At 61.5% G+C, this 22,049-nt stretch carries 21 protein-coding genes and 1 other RNA gene; 10 read left to right on the forward strand and 12 right to left on the reverse strand.

Annotated elements, in window-relative coordinates; genetic code table 11:
- Positions 1-44 precede the first annotated feature (44 nt).
- From B149_RS17880 to B149_RS16650, 5 genes are all read left to right on the forward strand, one after another.
- On the forward strand, positions 45-563 hold the full coding sequence (locus B149_RS17880) for a TlpA family protein disulfide reductase (protein WP_018124405.1): 519 nt from the start codon (positions 45-47) through the stop codon (positions 561-563).
- Positions 564-575: 12 nt separating this feature from the next.
- Positions 576-1,034: an N-acetyltransferase gene (locus tag B149_RS0106665; RefSeq protein WP_018124406.1), complete on the forward strand. Its 459-nt coding sequence runs from the start codon at positions 576-578 to the stop codon at positions 1,032-1,034.
- Between the two features lie 20 nt (positions 1,035-1,054).
- Complete coding sequence (hpt, locus tag B149_RS0106670; RefSeq protein ID WP_018124407.1) at positions 1,055-1,594, forward strand: hypoxanthine phosphoribosyltransferase; 540 nt, start codon at positions 1,055-1,057, stop codon at positions 1,592-1,594.
- A 24-nt stretch (positions 1,595-1,618) separates the two neighbouring features.
- Positions 1,619-3,019 (forward strand): DUF3426 domain-containing protein, encoded by a 1,401-nt coding sequence (locus B149_RS0106675; protein ID WP_018124408.1) that lies wholly within the window; start codon positions 1,619-1,621, stop codon positions 3,017-3,019.
- A 141-nt stretch (positions 3,020-3,160) separates the two neighbouring features.
- A complete protein-coding gene (locus tag B149_RS16650) occupies positions 3,161-4,426 on the forward strand; it encodes a GGDEF domain-containing protein (protein WP_051069525.1) in 1,266 nt (421 codons plus the stop codon).
- Positions 4,427-4,492: 66 nt separating this feature from the next.
- On the opposite strand, the gene B149_RS0106685 is transcribed toward B149_RS16650, so the two are convergent.
- The 6 genes from B149_RS0106685 to B149_RS16660 form a co-directional block, all read right to left on the reverse strand.
- A complete protein-coding gene (locus B149_RS0106685) occupies positions 4,493-4,816 on the reverse strand; it encodes a hypothetical protein (RefSeq protein WP_018124410.1) in 324 nt (107 codons plus the stop codon).
- 11 nt (positions 4,817-4,827) lie between these two features.
- Complete coding sequence (locus tag B149_RS0106690) at positions 4,828-5,961, reverse strand: DegT/DnrJ/EryC1/StrS family aminotransferase (RefSeq protein WP_018124411.1); 1,134 nt, start codon at positions 5,959-5,961, stop codon at positions 4,828-4,830.
- A gap of 12 nt (positions 5,962-5,973) precedes the next feature.
- Positions 5,974-8,226, reverse strand: coding sequence for an STT3 domain-containing protein (locus B149_RS0106695; RefSeq protein WP_018124412.1), 2,253 nt, complete (start codon positions 8,224-8,226; stop codon positions 5,974-5,976).
- Between the two features lie 87 nt (positions 8,227-8,313).
- The gene (locus B149_RS16655) at positions 8,314-9,036 is read right to left on the reverse strand and encodes a hypothetical protein (RefSeq protein WP_018124413.1); all 723 of its coding nucleotides are present in this window, start codon (positions 9,034-9,036) and stop codon (positions 8,314-8,316) included.
- Positions 9,033-9,512 carry a type II secretion system protein GspM gene (gene gspM / locus B149_RS0106705; protein WP_018124414.1) on the reverse strand — a complete coding sequence of 160 codons (480 nt, stop codon included), beginning with the start codon at positions 9,510-9,512 and terminating at the stop codon, positions 9,033-9,035. Before gspM ends, B149_RS16655 begins: the two co-directional genes overlap by 4 nt.
- A 1-nt stretch (position 9,513) precedes the next feature.
- On the reverse strand, positions 9,514-10,020 hold the full coding sequence (locus B149_RS16660; protein ID WP_018124415.1) for a hypothetical protein: 507 nt from the start codon (positions 10,018-10,020) through the stop codon (positions 9,514-9,516).
- 149 nt (positions 10,021-10,169) lie between these two features.
- Here B149_RS16660 and asnB point away from each other — a divergent pair, with 149 nt between their 5' ends.
- The 5 genes from asnB to B149_RS0106735 all read left to right on the forward strand — a co-directional run bounded on the left by asnB (position 10,170) and on the right by B149_RS0106735 (position 14,751).
- Complete coding sequence (gene asnB / locus B149_RS0106715) at positions 10,170-12,110, forward strand: asparagine synthase (glutamine-hydrolyzing) (RefSeq protein WP_026167487.1); 1,941 nt, start codon at positions 10,170-10,172, stop codon at positions 12,108-12,110.
- A 29-nt stretch (positions 12,111-12,139) separates the two neighbouring features.
- Complete coding sequence (locus B149_RS0106720; protein ID WP_018124417.1) at positions 12,140-13,258, forward strand: glycosyltransferase family 4 protein; 1,119 nt, start codon at positions 12,140-12,142, stop codon at positions 13,256-13,258.
- The gene (locus B149_RS0106725) at positions 13,255-13,872 is read left to right on the forward strand and encodes a sugar transferase (protein ID WP_018124418.1); all 618 of its coding nucleotides are present in this window, start codon (positions 13,255-13,257) and stop codon (positions 13,870-13,872) included. Before B149_RS0106720 ends, B149_RS0106725 begins: the two co-directional genes overlap by 4 nt.
- Positions 13,869-14,291 (forward strand): universal stress protein, encoded by a 423-nt coding sequence (locus B149_RS0106730; protein WP_018124419.1) that lies wholly within the window; start codon positions 13,869-13,871, stop codon positions 14,289-14,291. Before B149_RS0106725 ends, B149_RS0106730 begins: the two co-directional genes overlap by 4 nt.
- A gap of 163 nt (positions 14,292-14,454) precedes the next feature.
- Entirely contained in the window at positions 14,455-14,751 is a 297-nt protein-coding gene (locus B149_RS0106735) for an SHOCT domain-containing protein (protein ID WP_018124420.1), read from the forward strand.
- Between the two features lie 1,476 nt (positions 14,752-16,227).
- On the opposite strand, the gene cysS is transcribed toward B149_RS0106735, so the two are convergent.
- From cysS to B149_RS0106765, 6 genes are all read right to left on the reverse strand, one after another.
- Positions 16,228-17,685 carry a cysteine--tRNA ligase gene (gene cysS, locus B149_RS0106745; protein WP_018124422.1) on the reverse strand — a complete coding sequence of 486 codons (1,458 nt, stop codon included), beginning with the start codon at positions 17,683-17,685 and terminating at the stop codon, positions 16,228-16,230.
- A gap of 19 nt (positions 17,686-17,704) precedes the next feature.
- Positions 17,705-18,583 carry a hypothetical protein gene (locus B149_RS0106750; RefSeq protein ID WP_018124423.1) on the reverse strand — a complete coding sequence of 293 codons (879 nt, stop codon included), beginning with the start codon at positions 18,581-18,583 and terminating at the stop codon, positions 17,705-17,707.
- Positions 18,580-19,770 carry a bifunctional 2-C-methyl-D-erythritol 4-phosphate cytidylyltransferase/2-C-methyl-D-erythritol 2,4-cyclodiphosphate synthase gene (locus tag B149_RS0106755; RefSeq protein ID WP_018124424.1) on the reverse strand — a complete coding sequence of 397 codons (1,191 nt, stop codon included), beginning with the start codon at positions 19,768-19,770 and terminating at the stop codon, positions 18,580-18,582. Before B149_RS0106755 ends, B149_RS0106750 begins: the two co-directional genes overlap by 4 nt.
- Before the next feature lie 69 nt (positions 19,771-19,839).
- Positions 19,840-20,202, reverse strand: an RNA gene (gene rnpB / locus B149_RS17895) — RNase P RNA component class A.
- Positions 20,203-20,239: 37 nt separating this feature from the next.
- Positions 20,240-20,965, reverse strand: coding sequence for a zinc ribbon domain-containing protein (locus B149_RS0106760; protein ID WP_018124425.1), 726 nt, complete (start codon positions 20,963-20,965; stop codon positions 20,240-20,242).
- Between the two features lie 39 nt (positions 20,966-21,004).
- A complete protein-coding gene (locus B149_RS0106765) occupies positions 21,005-22,009 on the reverse strand; it encodes a Nif3-like dinuclear metal center hexameric protein (RefSeq protein WP_018124426.1) in 1,005 nt (334 codons plus the stop codon).
- Positions 22,010-22,049 lie beyond the last annotated feature (40 nt).

The raw sequence follows: 22,049 nt of genomic DNA on the forward strand, positions 1-22,049 counted from the left end.
TTCTTGCACTTTGATTCCGCGACGATCCCTGCTATGATGATGCGATGAAAACCGCACGCTTCATCCATGCGCCCCTCATGGCGCTGATAATTCTGTTGGCCGGGTGTCTGCCTTCGGCCGCCGAATATCCTGTGCTCGACCCCTCCGCCATGGAGGCGAAACTTTCGGAATCCAAGGGGACGCCGACGCTGGTGGTCTTCTGGGCCACGTGGTGTCCGCCCTGCATGAAGGAAATCCCCGAGCTTGAACGCTACAAGCGCGAGGCGGGCGACAGCGTGGACATTCTGGCCATTTCGGTGAACGACGGGCCGGAGCAGATCGACAAGTTCTTCGGCGGCGAGACGCCCCTTGACGTGTACCGCGCCACGGAAGGTCTCTTGCGCAAACGTCGCATCAGCGGCATCCCGCGCAGCGATTTCTATAACGCCTCCGGAGAGCATCTTTACAGCTTCGAGGGCTACAGCCCCGAAGTGCTGCACACGCTGATGCGCAGCCTCACGCATCCGGACGAGTTCTCCGCTGCGGAGCATGACGCCCTGCGCAACCGTTTCCCTACAAAATAACGGACCCCGAACATGATAATTCGCAAGGCGAAAATTCCGGACGTCAGGGCCATTCACACCCTGCTGCTTCGGCAGGAAGATCACGAATCCCTTGTTCTGCCTCGCTCCTTCAGTCAGCTGTACAGCCACCTGAGGGATTTTTTCGTGGTGGAGGAAGACGGCGAGATCATCGGCTGCGTGGCCCTCTCCATCACCTGGGCCGATCTGGCGGAGATTCGCTCGCTCGTGGTGAGCAAGGACTGCCGGGGGGCGGGGCTCGGGCGCAAGCTCGTTGAAGCCGCCCTGAGCGAGGCCCTGACGCTTGGCATCTATTCGATATTCACGCTGACCGAGGTGCCGGGATTCTTCGAGCGCATGGGCTTTGCCTACACCGAAATGGAAAACCTCAACCAGAAGATATGGGCCGACTGTCTCAACTGCCCCAGGTTCCCGGACCTGTGCAACGAGACGGCCATGACCATTGAACTGTAAACCCGACGGGACCGATAGCAATGGGCCATAAGCTGACCCCCTTCATCACCGGCGAAACCATCCGTGAACGCATCGACGTTCTCGGACGCGAAATAGTGCAAAGCTACGAAAACAACGAAGAACCGCTCGTGTGCATCTGTGTGCTCAAGGGCGCGTTCCTGTTCTTCTCCGACCTGATCCGCAGGGTGGACAGGCCCATGGAAGTGGACTTCGTGCGGCTGGCCAGCTACGGCTCCGCCACTTCCCGCAGCGAGGACGTCATTTTCTCCAAGGATCTTGAGGTTCCCATCGAAGGCAAGGATGTGCTGGTCATTGAGGATATCGTCGATACCGGACACTCCATGGACTTCCTGCTGCACGTGTTGAAGCGGAGAAATCCCAAGAGTTTGAAAATTTGTGCGCTAATTGATAAGCATGAGAGACGTGAGACAGGCGTCCAGGTGGACTTTGCCGGATTCAACCTTTCGGAAGGGTTCATTGTGGGATACGGTCTGGATTACGCTGAACGCTACCGCGAGCTTGACGGCATCTACGAACTCTCCACCGATGCCGGAAAGTAAACCGATCACCCAAAGGTGCGCGCCATGATCGTTACGTGCCCGAACTGCGAGACGAAATACAATCTGCCCGAGGATCGCATCCCCGCCGGCGGAACCAAGGTAAAGTGCTCCCGTTGCAGCCATATTTTCAAGGCTGAACCACCCGCTTCCATGCCCGAGGAGGAAGTGGAGAACCTGCTTGATCAGGAGCCCGAAACCGGTGCCGGAGCCGCCGCACCGGACACGGACGACGAGTTCGACAAGGCGTTCAACGAGGTCGCCGGACAGGGCGAAGCCCCGGCCGACGAACCGGCGGAACAGGAATCGCCCGCTCAGGAGACCGCCGCTGAAACGGAAGAACCCGCCGAGCATGGTGGCGACGTCTTTGCTGACGATGACACGCCCGCGGATGACGACTTTGACAGCCTTTTCGACGAGCCTGTCGGAAACGCGGACGAAGTTTCCTCAGAAGACTTCACCCCAGAGGCCGACGAGCAGCCCGCCGAAGAACCCGAAGCTGCGGCTGCCCCCTCCGAGCCCGAAGACGACCTGAGCGACCTGTTCGGCGACGACGAGCCGGAAGAGGCTGATGCCCCGGCCCCGGGCGGTGCGCAGGCCCCCCCGGAAGATGATGACTATGCCGACCTGTTCGGCGATGACGATGACGAGCCGGAAGCCGCGCCCGAATCCTCTGAAGCGCCTTCCGAGGGAGACGATCTCGAAGGCGGTCTTTTCGATGAGGAACCCGAAGAGGGGGACCTTTTCGAGCAGGAAGAGGACGAAACCGACGAGCCTGCCGAAAAAGCTTCCGAAGGTCCGTTCGAAACCGACTTTGATCTCGACGAGGGCGGCAGCGAACCTCAGACGGGCGGCAAGGGCAAATGGGTCGCCATGATCGTCATTTTCCTCATTGCCGCAGGTATCGCCGCAGGGTGGTATTTCAAGGCGTGGAAGTTTTTCGGCATCGACCCTGCCGCTCTCCTTTCGGACGTACCGGTCATTGGCAGCATGTTCGACGAAGGTGAAGCCGAGGCTCCGCTTTCCCCGGAAGAGAAGATCAAGAACATCGAACTCAAGAACGTCCGCCAGTACTATGTGCAGAATGAAAAGGCCGGACTGGTCTTCGTGGTGCAGGGCGAGGCGGTCAACGCCTTCGATACGCCGCGCGAGCGCATCGAGGTGGAGGTCTTCCTTTATGACGCCAACGGCAATGTGCTGACTTCACAGCGGGTCATGGGCGGCAACACGCTCTCCATGTTCCAGCTGCGCGTGCAGTCCAAGCAGGAAATCGAGGAAGGTCTTGCCTCCGAGGTGGGCATTCTCTCCAATAACACCTTCCTGCGGCCCGGTGCATCCACGCCGTTCATGGCTGCCATCTTCGAACCGCCGACCGACAAGGTGAAGGAGTTCGGAGTCAAGGTGGTGGACGTCCAGAAACCCGAATAGCCCTGTTGCTGAAGAAGTGAATACGCCCCCCGGTCGTTATCGGCCGGGGGGCTTTTGTTGTGGCGAAGCTCTCATTGACATCCGTCGTGATTGCGGATGCAATCGGAGAGAAGGATAAATCAACCCTAAAAGGCGGTGTTCATGGCGCGTTCCAGACAGCGACTCAGCATTCTGGTGGCCCTTGAAGACGATTACGAACGCGAGCGGCTCGTGGAAATGCTGGGCAGAGCCGTGTCCAGCGTCGCGGCGGCAGCGGACGCAGCTACTGCATTGGAGCGTTTCCGGGCGGAGTCGCCGGATGTGACGTTGGTGGATATGAACCTTTCCGACAGCCACGGTAACGACCCCGTGACGCTCATTCGGCGCGAGCGGGAGGATGCCCCGGTGATCGTTGTCTACGACAGCTACAACCCCCGGAGGCTGCTGGAGGTGGTGGAGCGCAACGTGGATGCCTTCATCAGAAGCCCCGTGGATCAGGACCGGTTGCTGACGGCGTTGCGCCGTTGTGCGCGAAACGTCTTCCTTCGGCGCAGGCTGCGTCAGGCGGACCGCGACCTGCATCGCCTGCTGGATGCGTTTCCGGCCATGGCCCTGCTGGAAAAGGATGGGCGCGTTATTTACGCAAACCGCCCGCTGGCCAATTATTGCGGCTACGAGGACCATGAAGCCATGAACGCGGACGGTGCCGGTCCCGGAGAGTATATGGAACGGCTTGACGGGACTGTCTATGAGGGCGGTGACGAACGCTGGATCGCCGCCGTGACTGACGACAGACTGGACGTGGACCACGTGGCGCATTTGGTGAATCCTGCCAACCCGGACGGTCTGCCGGGGGTCTTTTCGGTTAACCACAGTTCACTTCCCGGTTCCGGGATACGTCTCATCAGCTTCCATGACGTGAGCGCGCTGGAGGACGAGCGGCGGCATCTGGCGGACGAGGCATCCACCGATCCGCTGACCCGCGCCCTGAATCGGCGCAGTTTCCTGCGCATTCTCGAAGAGTGCGCGGTTCGCGACAGAACCCTGTCGCTGATCATGTTCGACATCGACCATTTCAAGTCCATCAACGACACCTACGGTCATGACGTGGGCGACAGCGTCCTGCGGGAGATATCCGCGCTGGTGCGGTCGGATATCCGCCGTTCGGATTTCTTCGCCCGCTGGGGTGGCGAGGAATTCATGGTGCTGCTGCCAGCCTCGGACATGGACCGCGCCGTGGAAGCGGCGGAGCGGCTTCGCGAAGCGGTGGAGGCTTCGGACTTCACCGGCGTTCCCCGGCAGATAACTTCAAGCTTCGGCGTCGCCATGCGTCGCCCCGCCGAGTCGTCGGACGAGTTCGTCAAGCGTGTGGATCAAGCCCTGTACGACGCCAAGGAAGGTGGCCGCAATCAGGTGGTGGTTGGCTGAATCGGCATGAAAAACCGCCGAGCGCAAGGCGCTCGGCGGTTCGTGTTTTTGTATCTTCTCTTGTCGCTATTCCGGTGCGACCCAGCCTCGGTATTCTCCACTTTCGCTGTCTCGGTTCACGGACCAGCCGTTGTAGTCCTGTTCGGGGACCAAACCTTCAAAGCGTTCCTCCTGCCCGTAGATGGGGGCCGAGAAGGGGGAGCCGATGCGCAGGATGTTGCGCTGGGTGACCAGAAGCGCTTCGTCGCCGCCCACCACGCCTTGTGCCGTGGCGGTGTGTCCGCCCAGCCGGATGGGATCCGGCAGGTCGGCAAATCCCGTCAGGCAGTATGCCACGGCCAGTCCGAAGGCAAAGGGCCGAAACAGGGCGAAGAAGGTGGGCATGCGCATCAGGAGGCTCCCTAGCAGGCGGTTTTCAGCGCGGTGACGATGGTCTCCTGCTGCTCGGCCGTGAGATACGGGTGCATCGGCAGGCTGAAGATGCGCTCGGCGATGCCTTCGCACACGGGCAGGTCGCCGCGCTGGTACCCCAGCGACTTGTAGGCGGTCTGCAGGTGCAGCGGGATCGGGTAGTAGATCACGGACGGAATGTCCGCGGCCTTGAGCCTGCCCATGAGCTCCTCGCGGTGTTCGGAGGATTCGGCCAGCAGGGAATACTGGGCCCACACCGATTCCAGTCCTTCCGGAACCGTAGGCGGGGTGACGCCCGGCACGTCGGCGAGCAGCTCGTTGTAGCGGGTGGCGATCTCGTTGCGCTTCTCGATCTCGCCGGGGAAGATGGCGAATTTCGCCAGCAGCACGGCGGCCTGCATGGAGTCAAGGCGGCCGTTGATGCCAAGGCGCACGTTGTCGTATTTGTCGTCGCCCATGCCGTGCACGCGGATGGAGCGCAGCAGCTTGTCCATCTCGTCGCTGTTGGCGAAGCACATGCCGCCGTCGCCGTAGCAGCCCAGCGGTTTGGCCGGGAAGAAAGAGGTGCAGGCCACGTCGCCGAAGGCGGTGGTGCGCTTGCCGTGGTAGGTGGCTCCAAAGGACTGGGCCGCATCCACGATGAGGAACATGCCGTTGTTGCGGGCGCGCTGCTGGAGAGCCTCGTACTCGGCGGAGAGGCCGAACAGGTCCACGGCAATGACGCCCTTGCAGCGCAGCTTGCCCTCGTCCTTGACCTTGGCGATCTTGCGCTTGAGGTCGGCGGGATCCATGTTGAAGGTCACGGGATCGATGTCCACGAACACCGGGGTCGCGCCCAGCAGGGACACGGTCTCGGCGGTGGCCATGAAAGTGAACGGGGTGGTGAATACCGCGTCGCCCGGACCGGCACCAAGGGCCATCAGCGCCATCATCAGCGCGTCGGTGCCGGAGGCGCAGCCCACGGCGTGTCTTGTCCCGGCAAAGTCGGCCAGTTTGGATTCGAGCTCGGTGATTTCCGGGCCCATGATGTATTTACCGTGTTCGAGAACCGCGTCGATGCCGCTTCTCACGGCGTCTTCGACTTCACGGTACTGCGTCTTGAGGTCGATGAAGGGAATTGACATATATTCTGTCTCCTATTGCTTTTCCGGGTTGACCAGTTCGTAGATGCGCACAAAAGGCAATCCGTCGGCCACGAGCCGGAAGTGTTTTCGTATCATGGGACTTTCGGGGTCATCGCGCAACAGCCTGACCAGCATGCTGTCGTAGGCCTCCGGGCTGAGCAGGAACGGCTTGCCCATGAGGCCGTTGATGACCAGATGCGGCGTCTTGCGCAACAGGCGCGACGACTGCGCATTCAGGGGGTAATAGCGATTCTTGATCCCGTCCGCGCCGATGATGTCGATGCTCTCGACGCGCATCCGCTGGCCCGAAGGATTGGCTATCGCGCCGTGCTGAACGTTGTATCGAAGCTGGGATGGTTGTGAATTCACGATGTCGTATTCTTCGGTGCTTCCGGTCTTCAAGTTCCAGTTGCCGAAATGGGAAATCCAGCGCGTCAGCCGGATGTTCTTCCAGCTTACCACAAAATATTGCGGCCGTGTCACGCCGAAGGAGGATTCGCTTTCGCCAAGCGATTCTACCATGGCCTGCGCCTTGTCCGCGCTCATGCCCTTGAACGGTTCGAAGCCTTTGGATGTGGCATAGAACAGCATCTGGTTGGCGCGCTGCGGAGAAGTCGTGGCAAGCGCATGGGCCATGGGGAAGACGTCCTCGCCGGTGTGCCTTCCGCCGTCAATGGGCGGGCGGATGCCGGAGTAGTACCATGTGGCGTACCCCCAGTCCCACCATGTCCAGATGACGGAGTCTGGCTCGATGCGCTCGCGCAGGCCCATGAGCGCCTCGGCGTGGGGCTTTGTCACCACCGGAGTGGGCGGCATGGCGCGGTAATCCATGTATGCCGGAGCGAGCAGCGCAAGGCCGATCACCGCTTGAAGCGCGGGCTGCCCCCACTGGCGCAGTCTGTGTTCGCCAAAGAGCAGGTTGCCCGCCGTGTTGGCGGTCAATCCGAGGAATATGGCCGAAGCGCCGCCGCCGAACATGGCGAAGCGCGTGCCGAGCTGAAGCCCCATGACCGCAATGAGCAGCATGGGCAAAAGCAGGATCGTCTCCGGCCGGAAGGCCACGATGATGGCGGCGCAAACGAGGGACAGGCCGCCGAGCCAAACGCTGTTCAGCGAAATCTTGGCAAGCACTTGCGAAAAGCTTACCTCGGCCGCCTCGACAACGCTTGAAATGATGGACGGAAAAGATGCTGCCGACTGACCGGACGCGCCGCCGGAAGATGGAACGGCTCCGAGGTAGGTCGCCACCTTTTCCAACAGTCTGGTGGCAGGATAGAGCAGGACGTTGGTGAGCAGCAGGGTGACGAAAAGAAAGATCGCGGTGCTGAGCCACCACTGCCGCTGATGCTTTTTAAGCAGCGCAGGGATGCGGTCGGCGTGGATCAGCCAGATGATGATGGCCGCCAGCATGATGGAAATGAAGGACCTTGAAAACGCCGGGAGCTGCATGACGGCGGGAAGTGGAAGGAGCTTGAGCATCCCAAGGCCCATGCCCGGAAGCGCGGCCATGAGGATGGCGGCCCATTCAAGCATGCCGCGCAGCCTGCGTTCCGGGACCGCGAGCAGAATGATCATCACGCCCGCGACCATGACCAGCAGCGAGTTCAGGAAGGCGAGGTCCTGATGCCACCAGCTCGCCATGCGCAGGAGCAGGCCCACGGCGAGCGCGGTCCACGGGGAGGATATGGTCTCGCGCATGGGGGCCGCATTGACGGGCAACCAGCTGCGGCGGAAAAAAGAGCGCCCCCACCATGCGAGAGCAAGGGCCGCAAGCAGCGGCATGAGCATGGTGAAGAGGTCGGTGTCGTAATAGCCGAGCTTGCTGCGCTGGAAAAAACCGTAGCTCATGGCGCCGATGAAGCCCGCCACGATGCCGCCGGTGCGTCCGCCGGCAAGCCAGCCCCAGAGAAAACAGACGGGCGCCAGAAGGCTGGCGAAGAAGGCAGGGCCCCAGAAGCCGATGTCGCCCAGTCCGATTCCGGTGAGCTCGTGAATTATTTTTGTCAGCCACGCCATGTGTTCCGGCTCGGCAAAGGTCACGTCGCGCGCCTTGGCAAGCCAGAGGTACGAGTCGTGGGTGGAGAGCAGGAACTCGCCGTTGACCTGAAGCATGGGGTGATCCCATACTGTCCAGAGGCTCAGGCGCAGAACGAGGGTGAACAGGTAGAGGCCCAGGCACCAGCAGGTGGCCCAGAGCGCGTCGCCTTTCCAGGGAGAGCGTCCGCTAATGGCGGTGTCGATGGAATGCACAAGGCCGGTTCCCATGGGGGTCCTTCCGCGTTGTTGCTGGTTGGATGCCGGAATGTGGCGCGAGTGGGACACTAGCCAAAAAAAACAGGCACCGCAAATTCTCTATTTCATGTCAAACAGGCTGCGCAGGCTCGATTCCGTACGGAAGGACTCGTCGCCGTCTGGCGTTTTACGGGTACCTTCCACCTGAAATATCGTCCCCGGAATGTCCGCCGGATCGACCAGAGCCGTTCCCTCGGCGCGGATACTGACCGGTTCACCCAGGGAAAACTCGCGTATCTGCATCATCCTGCCCTCGAATTCCCCCATGAAGGCCACGTCGCCGTAGGCTCTGCCGCCGACGTTCACGGCCTGCGTGCGCAGGTCCACCCAGCCCGAAGGCTTGCTTCCCCCGCCGCGGCGGATGTTTCCGGCCACGCGGACCTGTCCCTTGAGGTCATCGGAGAGCAGGTAACTCAGATTCATGTCGCCTTCGAAGGAGACCTGTCCGTTCTCCTCCAGCGTCAGGAAGCATTCCGCGCCGCCGGTGTCGAGCCGGACGTTCCATTCGTTCAGCCCCACCCGGACGTCGGCGTGATTGAAGCGCAGCTCGCCGGGGGACTGCACGAGGCCCACGTTCAGGCCCACCACCCGGAAGCCGGACAGCCCGGCGCGGTCGATGGATTGCCATGACAGGCGTACGTTGGCGGCCTGTTCGTCCACGGAGACCAGCGCCCGCGTCCAGATGCTCTGCCACGGGGTGAACAGCGCGACGCCCGCCGCGAGGCCGAGAAAGGCGCAGATGAACCAGCCCAGCCCTCTGAGTTCGCTGATGCGCTTTCTCATGTTCCCCTCGCAAGGATCATGCGCGCCCGGGCAAGACCGCGACCGCTGGAGGACGGCTCCACCTCGAAAAATCTGGCCTGCAGGTTGGCGCGGCTGCGGATGTCACTGAGAAACGTCGCCAGATCGGACACGGGAATGCCGGGGAAGGAAACTTCAACACCGTTCTCGCGCCGCAGCAGCATGGAGGGCGGAAACTCGTCGTATCCGGCCAGAATAGTGCGCACGGCGCTCATTGCATCGGTCTGCGACAGCTCACCCATGGAGGCGCGCAGCACCCTGACTTCGCGGACGATGTCCACCACGCGCTCATATTCCGCGCGACGTTTTTCAATGGTCTTGCGTTCTGCGCGGGCCATGTAGTTCAGCCCGGCCCAAAGCATGACGAACAGTACGATCAGCCCGCCGAGCGTCATGCGGAAAAATCGCTTCTGCGACGCAAGATCACGCGATTCCCAGAAATATTCACGGCGCGCCATGCTATCGCCTCCCCACGGTCATGGCGAAGCGCACGGCTCCGGCCACGGGCGTGGTCCGTTCCAGTTCGAAAGTGAAGGAATCCTCTTCCTCAAGGCGTTTCATGAACTGCCTGAGTGCCTTTTTGCCGGGGATCATTTCTCCCTCGACGCGGCCTTCAAGGCCGTCCACGGTGATGGAGTAGACCTGCAGGCCGAGGGTGTCGTTGCGACTCAGGGCGGCCATGAGTCGCAAGGGGTCGAGCCCGATCTTGCGCTCCGCCTGCAGTTTTCCGGCCTCGAACTGGAGCCTGCCGTACGGCTCGCTGCCCATCTCGTCGCCAAGCACGGAGCGGTATTCCTGCTCCAGCGCCGCGTCTATGGTCGAGGATTGCGCGTTCAAGTGAAACCAGCGCACGGCCTGTCCGCCCGCGAAAAGAAGTCCCACAAGGCACAGCCATGCGAGATTGCGCAGAAATCTTCTGCTCAAGGCGGCCTGTGTGGCGGCCGACTGTTTGGGGGATATGCTCATGCTGGGGACCCGGATGCTTGTTGTTCTGCCGCCTTCGCTTGCGGCGCATGGCGGAAACATACTCCAAACACCACCGGATGGGCAAGGAACCCCTTGTGACACCGGGGAAAAACATTGCCCGACACCGGTGGCCCTGCTATGTGACGGACATGTGCGGAATTGCCGGTATCCTCGACATCGCCCGCCGGACCGGGGCCGACGAGCTGCGTACCCGCGTGCGGCGCATGGCCGATACCCTCATTCACCGGGGGCCCGACGGCCACGGCCTGCACGTGGACGAGCTGCAGGGACTGGCCATGGCTCACAGACGCCTCGCCATCATCGACCTGAGCGACGCGGGAGCGCAGCCGATGCTTTCGCGCTCCGGCCGTTTCGCGCTGGTACTTAACGGCGAAATCTACAATTTTCATCAGCTTCGGGCCGATCTTCAGGATGAAGGCGGGCCCTTTCTGCCATGGCGCGGCGGCTCGGATACCGAGGTGCTGCTCGCCGCCATCGAGGCATGGGGCGTCGAAGGCGCGTTGCGCCGTGCAATCGGCATGTTCGCCTTTGCGGTATGGGATACGCGCGAACGGCAACTGATCCTCGCCCGGGATCGCATGGGGGAAAAGCCCCTGTACTGGTCCCTCGACGGCAACCGCTTCCTGTTTGCCTCCGAACTCAAGGCGCTGACGGCGCATCCCGATTTCTCCAGGCAGGTGAATCCCGAGGCAGTCTCCCTGTTTTTGCGCTACCAGTATGTTCCCGCGCCGCACTGCATCTGGCAGGGCGTGCACAAGCTGGAGCCGGGCACCATGCTCACGGTGCTTCCGTACGGACAGGTGCAGACCAAAGCCTATTGGCGCCTGCATGACGTGGTCTCGCAGGGCGGGCTGGAGCCGTTCGAAGGGAGCAGGGAGCTGGCCGCAGCGGAACTGGAAGAGCTGCTGACCGAGGCCGTGGGGATGCAACTGGAGTCGGACGTGCCACTCGGCACGCTGCTCTCCGGCGGCATTGATTCGAGCCTGATAACCGCGCTGGCTCGCAAGGTTTCCGATTCCCCGGTGCGCACCTTCACCATCGGCTACGATGATCCGGCCTTTGACGAATCGGCGCAGGCAAGGAAAATAGCGGAGTATCTGGGCACGGAGCATACGGAGCTGATCGTCTCCCCTGATGAAGCGCTCGATCTGCTGCCGAATCTGCCAGACATGTGGGACGAGCCGTTCGCGGACGCTTCCATGTTGCCCACCGCGCTCGTTTCGAGGCTGACTCGCGAGCATGTCACGGTCTGCCTTTCCGGGGACGGCGGTGATGAAACGTTCGGCGGATACAACCGACACGTCACGGCGCCGAAGCTCTGGAGCAGGCTGTCAGGGCTGCCGCTGCCGCTTCGCAGAGCAGTATCTCGCGCCATTCATTCCGCTTCGCCGCGAAAACTTGACTCGCTGTATGCTTTCTGGGAGCCGCTGCTGCCTTCCTCGCGTCGCATGAACAATCCGGGTTTCAAGCTGCACAAGCTGGCACGGGTCATGACACAGCCGCATCGAGAGGGGCTTTATGCCGCGCTGTGTTCCACATGGGATCGCCCGGAAGAACTGACCGGCGTCCCCGCTCCGCCTCTTCAGGCGCAGGCGCCGGAAGGGCTCTCGTTCCGGGAGTGGATGCAGTATCAGGACTCCCTGAGCTATCTGCCCGGCGACATTCTGACCAAGGTGGACCGCGCCGCCATGGCCGTGGGGCTCGAAAGCCGCGCCCCGTATCTCGACCACCGCGTAGTGGAGTTCGCATGGCGTTTGCCGGAATCCTACAAGGTGGCCCACGGCAGGGGAAAGCTCGTGCTGCGCGACATCCTGGACAAACATGTGCCGCGTGAGCTGACCGACCGCCCCAAGATGGGCTTCGGCGTGCCGCTTGGCGAGTGGCTGCGCGGCCCGCTTCGCGACTGGACGCGAGACACCCTGCATCCGAAGAAGCTGGAGCAGGGCATACTGGAAAACGGTGTGCCCGTGGCCCGGGCTCTTAATGACCACATGTCCGGACGGCGCGACAATGAATACGCCCTCTGGGGCGTGCTCATGCTGCAGAGCTGGATGGACCGCTGGAATTGACCCGAACCCCGTAGCCGACGCATCATTACATGAAGATAGCTCTCCTCGGCGGGTACGCCCCGTCACTCATCAATTTTCGCGGGCCGCTGGTGCGGGCCATGCTGGAGCAGGGACACGAGGTTGTGGCCATGGCGCCTCCGTTTTCTCCTTCACCGGGCCCGCAGCTGGAGGCCATGGGCGCACGCTACCGGGAAATCCCGTTGAACCGGCGCGGGCTGAACCCCCTGAGCGATCTCGGCTCGCTGCTGACCCTCAAGCGCATGTTCCGGGAGATAGCCCCGGACGCGGTGCTGTCCTACACCATCAAGCCCGTGGTTTACGGGTCCCTCGCCGCAAAACTGGCGGGCGTGCCGGCCATCTATTCCATGATAACCGGCCTTGGCTACGCCTTTACGGAAGACGCGGGCATGAAGCGACGTCTGATCTTCAACCTCGTTCGTGGCCTCTATGCTGCCGGACTCCGTCCCAACCAAGCTGTTTTCTTTCAGAATTCCGATGATCTGGCATTTTTCAAAAAGCTCGGTGTGGTGCCTGAAGGAATGCGCACCGAAGTGACCGACGGCACCGGCGTGGATCTGGATCATTACGCCTACTCGGAGCCGCCGCAGGGGCCGCCGGTGTTTCTGTGCCTGTCGCGCTTTCTGCGCTCCAAGGGCGTGGAGCATTTCCTTGAGGCTTCGGAACGGCTCAAGAAGCGTTTCCCCGAAGCAATCTTCCGGCTCGCAGGCAGCCCGGAGCAAGGCCGCGATGCTTTAGGCGAAGACGAGATCCGCGAATGGAAGCGCAGAACAGGAGCCGAAGTGCTCGATCCCGTGGAAGATGTCCGCCCCCTGCTGTCCGGATGTACCGTCTATGTGCTTCCGAGCTATCGCGAAGGCGTGCCGCGCTCGGTTCTTGAAGCCATGAGCACCGGAAGGGCCGTTATCACCACGGATGCGCCCGGATGCCGGCTTACCGTGGAAGACGGCGTCAACGGTTGCCTCATCCCGCCGAGAGACACCGACGCGCTGGAGCTGGCCATGCTCAGAATGATCGAGGCGCCCGAAACGGTGCGCGAGATGGGGCGCAGAAGCCGTGAAATAGCCGAACGCCGTTTCGACGTGCACCGCGTCAACGAACTTATCCTCAAGAGCATGGGGGCCGCATGAAGCGAATGATGGATATCCTCGTCTCCATGGCGGCCTTGATCCTGCTCTCGCCGGTCCTGATGGCGGTGGCGCTTCTGGTGCGTCTGAAGCTTGGTAGCCCGATCCTGTTCCGTCAGCAGCGTCCCGGTCTGCACGGGAAGTCTTTCGACATCCTCAAGTTCCGCACCATGCTCGATGCCGAGGCCCCGGACGGCACTCTCCTGCCTGATGCGCAGCGGCTGACCCCTTTCGGCAAGGCGCTTCGCGCCAGCTCGCTCGACGAGTTGCCCGAACTGCTCAATGTGTTAAAAGGAGACATGAGCCTCGTGGGCCCGCGCCCGCTGCTCATGCAGTACCTGCCGCTTTACAGCCCGAGGCAGGCCAGACGCCACGAGGTGCGACCCGGCATCACCGGCTGGGCGCAGATCAACGGAAGAAACGCAGTGGACTGGCCGGAACGCTTTGAGCTTGATGTCTGGTACGTTGAGAACAGGACGCTGCTGCTGGACCTGAAAATATTGCTCAGGACCGTTACCGGCGTGCTCCGCCGCGAAGGCATTTCACAGGAAGGGCACGTCACCATGGAACCGTTTACCGGCAACGAACAAGGCCGCAACAAAGGAGATTCGCCATGAACGTGAAAAGAATCCTGCTCCCCGTCGACGGCTCCCGCCATTCCGACGCCGCCGCAACCTCCGCCGTGGACATGGCCAAAAGCTCCAACGCAGAAATCCTGCTGCTCGTATGCCGCAAACCCGTCCCCAACGAACTGGGCGAACCCAACGTGCAATGGGTGCTCAATCACTATACACAGGATGCGGAAAACATCCTCTCCGCCTATCGCGAACGCTTTGACAGGCAGGACGTGGTCTACCGTGACCGCATCGTCGGCGGACGCCCCGGGGAAGTCATTGCCGATGTAGCCAAAGCCGAGGACTGCGACATCATCGTCATGGGATCCAAAGGCAAATCCGACCTCGAAGGCCTCCTGCTCGGCAGCGTCACCCACAAGGTGCTCCATACCGCCCACTGCCCGGTGCTCGTTGTGAAGTAATAGTGCAACCCATATGCACATGTTTCGTGCAGAAAGTGACCCCTCTTGCACAAGAATGCAGGAGGGGTCACTTTTTAAACGTCCGGAATAATGAGCTTTACAGTTTTGGCACGCCGGATGCTTAGCCTCAAGTAACGCGAAATTGAAGCAGGAGGTAGCATTCATGGACATGCTGAGCGCATTCGGAAACTGGTTCTGCAACAGCGGATTCGGCTACGGCCACGGCCACTTGGGAGGCGGCGGATTCATGTCGTCCGGTTGGCTTCCCTTTCACATGCCCTTCGGCGGCCTGATCGGACTGTTGCTCCTCGGAACCCTGATTTTCATGGGAGTGCGCCTGTTTCGCAGTCGGCAGCCTTCGCATCAGACAATCGCAATGGACGTGATCAAGCGTCGCTATGCGGAAGGCGAGATCGACGATGCTACCTACGAAAAGCTTCGAGCCGCGATGAAACGATAAATTTCGTACAAAGACCTCTTGAGACAAGCATCCTCCTCCCGACGCCCCCGCCTGACCAGCGGGGGCGTTCCTCTGTGAAGGCCTCCGGCGGCCCTTCGGGGACCCTCCGGGGGCTTAAGAACCCTTTTGCAAAAGGGTTCTTAAGAATCTCCCAAAAACATTTGGCTTGCCAAGCCGCACTCGGCTTTCCGAAAGCTAAGGTGCGTAGGCGGCTTGGCGTATATGCTGACGGCGGTTTTCTGCTCTGAGGGATATGACGAACCTAAGCAGCTCCAAACCGTGCAACCATTACACACAGAACACAAATCCCCGTCAGCAGGGTTGCAGCTGGGACGCGGGTTATGCGGCCGCATTAACCCGGCTGCTGCAAGTCCGCTGACAACCCAGGGATTCCAAAGGGGGCCCGCCCCTTTGGTCCGCCTGAAGGGCCCGCCGGAGGCATTGTCGTTTACACCAGTTGCAGGTTTCGGCCTGTTGGCCGACCTTCTTTTTTGCTTGCGCAGAAAAAAGAAGGCAAAAACTGCGCTTGTGGGGGAACGCCGCCGCTCTCGGCGAGAGGCTCTATGACGCGGTCACTGCTCCGGGAGAAATGTTTGTGCCTACAAACATCACCCGGACCTGCGTGACCGGTCAAAAGAGCCTCTATGCCTCGATCGGCATTGCTGCGGTACTTGGTTGGCGGGAGTAGAAGCTTTGTTGGAAGTACAGGTGGGAAGTCTGTGGGCTGACGGAATCCCGCTTAACTCAGTTCTGCTACGGAAGCTCGTCAGCCAAGACGCACAGAACATAGATTCTCGTCAGCGGGGTTGCAGCTGGGACGCGGGTTGTGCGGCCGCATGACCCCGGCAGCTGCAAGTCCGCTGACAACTCAGGGATTCCAAAGGGGGCCCGCCCCTTTGGTCCGCCTGAAGGGCCCGCCGGAGGCATTGTCGTTTATACCAGTTGCAGGTTTCGGCCTGTTGGCCGACCTTCTTTTTTGCTTGCGCAGAAAAAAGAAGGCAAAAACTGCGCTTTTGTGGGTGCTCCGCCGCTCTCGGCGAGAGGCTCTATGACGCGGTCACTGCTCCGGGAGAAATGTTTGTGCCTACAAACATCACCCGGACCTGCGTGACCGGTCAAAAGAGCCTCTATGCCTCGATCGGCATTGCTGCGGTACTTGGTTGGCGGGAGTGGATGGTTTGTTGGGCTTTCTAGTGGGGAGCTTGTGCACCGAAAGAACTCCTCGGGATGTAGTTTGGTTAACAGAGTTCGTCAGCCAAGACGCACAGAACATAGATTCTCGTCAGCGGGGTTGCAGCTGGGACGCGGGTTATGCGGCCGTATGAACCCGGCAGCTGCAACCCCGCTGACAACTCAGGGATTCCAAAGGGGGCCCGCCCCTTTGGTCCGCCTGAAAGGCCCGCCGGAGGCATCTTTGGGCAAAAAGAAAGGGAGCATCGAAGGATGCTCCCTTTTTTGATTCGTATGACTTTTTCCCTAGATGACGTCCCATGTGGCGCCTTCGGGGGTGTCTTTGACTTCGACGTGCATGGCTTCGAGTTCCTTGCGGATGGTGTCGGCTCGTTCGAAGTCCTTGTCTTTGCGGGCCTGTTGGCGTTCGTCCAGTTTGGTTTGGACGGCGTCGGGGTCGATTTCCTTGCGTTCGGCGCGTTTGTCGCGGAGTTCGGTAAGGAAGTCTGCGGGCTGCTGACCGAAGACACCGAAGACCTGTGCCCAGACTGCGACGTCTTCGCGGATCCGGGTCCAGAGGTCGCGTGCGCCTTCGGACTGGCGCAGTTTCTTGTCTTCGGCGATGCGTCCTGCGAGTCGAACGGCATTGAACAGCTGGCCGAGTGCGGCGGCGGTGTTCATGTCGTCTTCCATGGCTTCGGTCCATTTGGCTTCGATGTCGGCCAGTTCCTGGGTGAGCTCTTCGGGGAAGGGGGATTTCTTCCATTTGGACCGGCCGAGGGCGGCCTCGATCTGGTCGAGGGCGGTATAGACGCGTTTGATGCCTTTTTCGGCTTCTTCGAGTGCTTCGAAGGAGAAGTCGAGCGGGCTGCGGTAGTGCATGGTCAGCAGGAAATAGCGCAGGGTCTCGGGCAGAAACTGGGCGAGGATGTCGCGGATGGTGAAAAAGTTGCCGAGACTTTTAGACATTTTTTCGGAGTTGATGCGCACGAAACCGTTGTGCACCCAGAAGCGGGCGAAGTCCTTGTCGGTGGCTGCTTCGGACTGGGCAATTTCGTTCTCGTGATGCGGGAAGGCCAGGTCCTGTCCGCCGCCGTGGATGTCGAGAGGCAGGGGAGCGTATTTTTCGCTCATGGCGGAGCATTCGAGATGCCAGCCGGGACGGCCGGGGCCCCATGGGGATTCCCAGGAGGGTTCGTCTGGCTTGGCGGCTTTCCAGAGGGTGAAGTCGAGGGGGTCTTCCTTCATTTCACCGGGCTGGATGCGTGCGCCGGATTCGAGTTCGTCGATCTGGCGTCCGGAGAGCTTGCCGTAGCCGTCGAAGGTGCGCACGCGGAAGTAGACGTCGCCGTTTTCGGCGGCGTAGGCGTGGCCCTTGTCGATGAGATGCTGGGTCAGCTCGACCATTTCGGGTATGTGCTGGGTGCATTTGGGTTCCACGGTGGCGCGCTCGACATTGAGGCGGTCCATGTCCACGTAGAATTCCTGAATGTATTTTTCGGCCACTTCGCCGGACTCCATGCCGGTCTCGTTGGCGCGCTTGATGATCTTGTCGTCGATGTCGGTGAAGTTGCGGATGAAGGTGACGTCGTAACCGCGGTGCTTGAGGTAGCGGTAGAGGACGTCGAAGACCACACTGGAGCGGGCGTGGCCGATGTGACAGAGGTCGTAGGCGGTGATGCCGCAGACGTACATGGAGACGTCGTTGCCGTTCGCCGGGGTGAACTCCTGTTTCTTCCTCGCCAGGGTGTTGTAGAGTTTCATCGTATTGCTCCGTTTGTGGCTATTTGGATTTATTGACTTTCGATTCGTTGGTAACCGTGACTTCAAGGGCCAGCATGCGGGCTATCCGTTCCGGGGAATTACCCATGTAGAAGTAGAGCCACGGCACGGGTTCCGGCGGCGCGGTGCTGAGTCTGAGCGTGCCGCCGTTTTCGAAAAACCGTCCGAGATCGGCATATGTCTCGGCCATGATGGGCTGTTGCCTTGTCTCGGCGGTGCGGGCCAGCAGGGCGAGTGATGCGGCGAAACGATCGCGGCGTTCCTTTTCCGGCCCGGCCACCAGTGCGAGGGAGAGCCGGTCCAGCAGGCCGTCGTCGGTAAAGCGCATCTTGCTTCTGCCCACCTGAAGGCCCACGAGATCGGCGAGACCGAAGGTCTCCAGTTCGACGTTGTGCAGCCCGATCATGCCCTCAAGGTCGCCGATGCCTTCAAGGTCGGCGGCCAAGCGTTTCACGTGCAGGGAGTTGTCGCCCTTGTCGAATTTGTAGTCAAGGGCCAGATCGCCGCGAATGCGCTCAAGTCGCATTCCGGAAGCGAGCGCCGATGCCCAGCCAAGCAGTTGTGGGTCAAGGGCGAAGTCCGCACCCTGTACCTCGACGTGCGCGAAGTGAGGCGGGCGGTTCCGATGATCCAGATCAATGAAGTCGATGCGTTCCGCGCTGTATTCGTTGCCGTTCCAGACCGCTTCCATGCCGTCAATGGACACGGAGCGCTCCAAGAGGCTCACGTTCAGGGCCTGCCAGTTCACTTCGGCTCCGTGCGACTGTGCCGCCTGACGGATACCTTTCTCCACCTGCGACTGCACGAACCATCTCAGTCCGCCGTACAGGGCGGCGATGACCACCAGCGCGATGAGCAGAATCTTTATGCCGCGGTTCATGCAAACCTCCGGACGGCGCTGACGCAGGCCACGGCCTTGATGCCTTTCTTTTCACCGGTGAAGCCGAGCTTTTCTTCGGTGGTGGCTTTGAAGTTGACGAAGGATTCGTCCAGGCCGAGCAGCCGTGCCACGTTGCGGCGGATGCCTTTGGCGTGGGGGGCCAGTTTCGGGGTCTGGGCGATGACGGTGAGGTCGGCGTGGACGATGCTCGCACCGGCCTTCATGGCCATGAGCTGCACTTCCTTGAGCAGTACGCCGCTGTTGGCGCCTTCAAAATTCGGGTCGGTGTCCGGGAAGTGGCTGCCGATGTCGCCGCCGCCGAACGTGCCGAGGATGGCATCGGCAAGAGCGTGCAGCAGCACATCGCCGTCGGAGTGGGCATGTATGCCGGGACCGCCGGGTATCGGAACGCCGCCAAGCACCAGCGGGCGTTCTCCGCCGTAGCGGTGGACGTCGTATCCCCAGCCGGTCACGCTGATTTCGGCCACGGGTTCCTCCAGCCGTTTCAGGTCTTCGGGGGTGGTTATCTTGCAGTTGCCGGGCTCGCCGGGGACGGTGGTCACGGTGCCGAGCCGTTCCACCATGCTCGCGTCATCGGTGACTTCCCAGCCTTCCTCTTGCGCGCGGCGGTGGGCTTCTTCGAGCGGTTCGCGATGGAAGGCCTGCGGTGTCTGGACTGCGCGCAGCTCGGAGCGGACCAGTGTCTCGGTGACAGCCGTTCCCTGTACCCGCTTGATGGTGTCTGGGACCGCGATGGCGGGAATCGCGCCTTGGGCATCCGCGTCCAGCGCGTCGAGCAGCGCGGTGACGAGGGAGGCCGAGGCAAACGGGCGGGCGGCATCGTGCACGAGTACGGTGTCGCATTTACGGTCGAGCGCGGCAAGGCCGTTGCGAACCGAATCCTGTCGCCTTGCGCCGCCTTCCACGACGGCAAAGGGCAGGCCGAGATCCTCTTCGGCATTGAGGCGTTCGACTTCGGCGCGCATCCGTTCGGCGTCTGCGGGCGGGAACACGAAAACGAGGCCGCGCATGGCGGCGACCCGGGAGAACGTGCGCGCGCTCAGCCAAAAGAGCGGCACGCCCGCGTAGGTCAGGTACTGCTTGGGAACGCCGCCTGTGGCGTCGGCCATGCGGGTGCCACTGCCTGCGGCGAGGATCACGGCCGTGGGATGGGCGGGTCTTGCCATTGGTGTTTTCACCTTGGTTGCTGCCTGCAAAAACGCGCGGGGGACCGGAGCCCCCCGCGCGGGTCTGTCAAGCGGAGCCGGACTGTAAGCCGGGTTCTGTGTCCCCGCGAAGGGGTGACCACCATTCATCTAGGACGACGATTACTCGCCGCCTCAAGCAACCTACCCGGAAGCTTCGGTCGGGCCGACCTCAAGCGCTTCCCTATTTGGTTTTGCTCCGGACGGGGCATACCTGGCCGGGCATGTCGCCATGCCCGCCGGTGGGCTCTTACCCCACCGTTTCACCCTTACCTTCCGGCGAACCGGAAGGCGGTCTGCTTTCTGTTGCGCTTGCCGGGGATCGCTCCCCCTGGGAGTTACCCAGCGCCCTGCCCTACGGAGCCCGGACTTTCCTCCCCGGTCAACGACCGCGGCGGTGGTCCGTCCGACTCCATGATATCATCTGCCGTCAAGCGGCGTTCTTCACTCTCTAGCTGGCCTGGCTGATGTGCTCGGACCAGAAAATGAGGCGCTGGCAGTTGGAGCAGGAGAGAATCTGCTTGCCCTTCTGCAGCTCGTTGTATTCCTGCGGCGGAATCTTGATGTGGCAACCGGTGCACACGGAGTCTTCCACGGCCACGATGACCGGGTTGTCCAGGCGCGAACGGATGAACTCGTAGCGGCCGAGGATCGGCGGCGGCACGACTTCGCAGGCCTTGGCGCGCTTTTTCTGAAGGGAGTCGAGCTGCTTCTGCGCCTGTGCAACGCGTTCGTCGAGGGTGGTCTTCTTGGCGTCGTACTCTTTCTGTACTTCGTCCATGTCCTCGCCCACCTGACGGGCCAGCTCGGCCTGACGGGCCAGCTCTTCCTTGACGGCCTCGTATTCTTCCTCGCGCATGCGGTTGAGCTTTTCCAGGCTGTCCATCTCGCGCATCATGGCGTGATACTGCTTGGTGTTGTCCACCAGCATCAGCTTGTTCTTGCTCTTCTTGATCTTGGCGTCGTCTTCCTCGATCTCGCCGCCCAGCTTATTGCGCTGTTCGTCGAGCAGGTTCAGCTTTTCCTCGATCTGCTCCTTGCGGGCGCGGAAGCCGTCGAGCTGCTCTTCAAGGGCGGCCAGCTCGCGCGGAGCCTTGCCGATCTCTTCCTCCAGCACGAGGATTTCGTCGTCCACCTGCTGCAGCACCACAAGCTGTTCGATCTGTTTCTGGTACATGTTGATACCTCTCGATTATATTTGGAAAATTAACCGTCTTTATATTTCGGCCACAGACCAGCGAAACGGGTCATCGCCCGGGAAGAAACGTACTTCCACGCCTTCCAGTGCGGCTCCCAGCTCCGCGGCGAAGCGGCGCATCATCTCTTCTTCTATGGAAAAGTGTCCGGCGTCAATGATGCAGACCGAACCCTCGGTTCCGGCATCCACCGCCGGATGGTACTTCATGTCGCCGGTAATGAACACGTCCGCCCCGGCTGCGCGGTGCGCAAGCGAGGAACCGGAGCCGCCGCAGTAGGCCACGGTGCGAACCATTTCCGGGCGCGGCCCGCAGTGGGGCAGGTAGCGGCGTCCGGTGAGGCCGTGCAGACGCTGCAGGAAATCGTCGAAGGCAAGTTCCTCCGGCAATTCGCCCATTTCGCCCAGTCCCGCCACGGTTCTGGGTTCCACAAGCTCGCGGACGTAAAACTCGGGCCGCTCCCCCTGACCGAAGGCGATGGCCTCGGCCACGAAGGGCCATGCGTCCCGCTCCACGATGAGCCTCACCTCGCCCGCAGCGCTCTGCGACACGCTGTGCACGCCGTCACGATCCGCCCAGCGTTCGCCGTCTTCGCGACCCAGCGGCGTGGGGGCGTAGAAGGAGACCTCGATGGGCGTGGTCACGGTTCCCGGCTCCAGCACCCTGCGGTTTTGCAGATCCAGATCGTCCCCGAGCCAGAAGGCGGGGCCTTCGGGAGCAGAGTCGAGCGAGGTGTGCGCGGCATAGAGCCATGCATCGGCGCGGATTAAGGCCCGCAGGACGTCGAGATAGGCTCCGCCGGTGGGCGCCTTGGGCTTCATGTACAGCGGATGGTGGGTCACCACGAGAGACGCCCCCCATTCGAGACAGCGCGTCACCGCTTCGGGAGTGGGCTCCAGCGTCACGGCCACCTTGTCCGCCTTGTCGGCCACGCCGGAAACCTGCACCCCGGAATTGTCCCATCCGGATTGCAGCTCTTCGGGTGCCAACCAACGCACATTTTTGAGAACAGCCTGAATTTCCATGAAATTTATTCCTGCGTCGAAAAGAAGATGCTCCTATCGG

The organism is Desulfovibrio oxyclinae DSM 11498 (genome assembly GCF_000375485.1).
Lineage (GTDB): Bacteria > Desulfobacterota > Desulfovibrionia > Desulfovibrionales > Desulfovibrionaceae > Pseudodesulfovibrio > Pseudodesulfovibrio oxyclinae.

Coding starts and splice junctions, on each gene's coding strand:
- B149_RS0106675 (WP_018124408.1), top strand. CDS start 1,619: ATGATCGTTACGTGCCCGAACTGCGAGACGAAATACAATCTGCCCGAG.
- B149_RS17880 (WP_018124405.1), top strand. CDS start 45: ATGAAAACCGCACGCTTCATCCATGCGCCCCTCATGGCGCTGATAATT.
- B149_RS0106685 (WP_018124410.1), bottom strand. CDS start 4,816: ATGCGCATGCCCACCTTCTTCGCCCTGTTTCGGCCCTTTGCCTTCGGA.
- B149_RS16655 (WP_018124413.1), bottom strand. CDS start 9,036: ATGAGAAAGCGCATCAGCGAACTCAGAGGGCTGGGCTGGTTCATCTGC.
- B149_RS16660 (WP_018124415.1), bottom strand. CDS start 10,020: ATGAGCATATCCCCCAAACAGTCGGCCGCCACACAGGCCGCCTTGAGC.
- B149_RS0106695 (WP_018124412.1), bottom strand. CDS start 8,226: ATGGGAACCGGCCTTGTGCATTCCATCGACACCGCCATTAGCGGACGC.
- B149_RS16650 (WP_051069525.1), top strand. CDS start 3,161: ATGGCGCGTTCCAGACAGCGACTCAGCATTCTGGTGGCCCTTGAAGAC.
- cysS (WP_018124422.1), bottom strand. CDS start 17,685: ATGAAACTCTACAACACCCTGGCGAGGAAGAAACAGGAGTTCACCCCG.
- asnB (WP_026167487.1), top strand. CDS start 10,170: ATGTGCGGAATTGCCGGTATCCTCGACATCGCCCGCCGGACCGGGGCC.
- B149_RS0106750 (WP_018124423.1), bottom strand. CDS start 18,583: ATGAACCGCGGCATAAAGATTCTGCTCATCGCGCTGGTGGTCATCGCC.
- B149_RS0106730 (WP_018124419.1), top strand. CDS start 13,869: ATGAACGTGAAAAGAATCCTGCTCCCCGTCGACGGCTCCCGCCATTCC.
- B149_RS0106755 (WP_018124424.1), bottom strand. CDS start 19,770: ATGGCAAGACCCGCCCATCCCACGGCCGTGATCCTCGCCGCAGGCAGT.
- B149_RS0106760 (WP_018124425.1), bottom strand. CDS start 20,965: ATGTACCAGAAACAGATCGAACAGCTTGTGGTGCTGCAGCAGGTGGAC.
- B149_RS0106690 (WP_018124411.1), bottom strand. CDS start 5,961: ATGTCAATTCCCTTCATCGACCTCAAGACGCAGTACCGTGAAGTCGAA.
- gspM (WP_018124414.1), bottom strand. CDS start 9,512: ATGGCGCGCCGTGAATATTTCTGGGAATCGCGTGATCTTGCGTCGCAG.
- hpt (WP_018124407.1), top strand. CDS start 1,055: ATGGGCCATAAGCTGACCCCCTTCATCACCGGCGAAACCATCCGTGAA.
- B149_RS0106735 (WP_018124420.1), top strand. CDS start 14,455: ATGGACATGCTGAGCGCATTCGGAAACTGGTTCTGCAACAGCGGATTC.
- B149_RS0106765 (WP_018124426.1), bottom strand. CDS start 22,009: ATGGAAATTCAGGCTGTTCTCAAAAATGTGCGTTGGTTGGCACCCGAA.
- B149_RS0106720 (WP_018124417.1), top strand. CDS start 12,140: ATGAAGATAGCTCTCCTCGGCGGGTACGCCCCGTCACTCATCAATTTT.
- B149_RS0106665 (WP_018124406.1), top strand. CDS start 576: ATGATAATTCGCAAGGCGAAAATTCCGGACGTCAGGGCCATTCACACC.
- B149_RS0106725 (WP_018124418.1), top strand. CDS start 13,255: ATGAAGCGAATGATGGATATCCTCGTCTCCATGGCGGCCTTGATCCTG.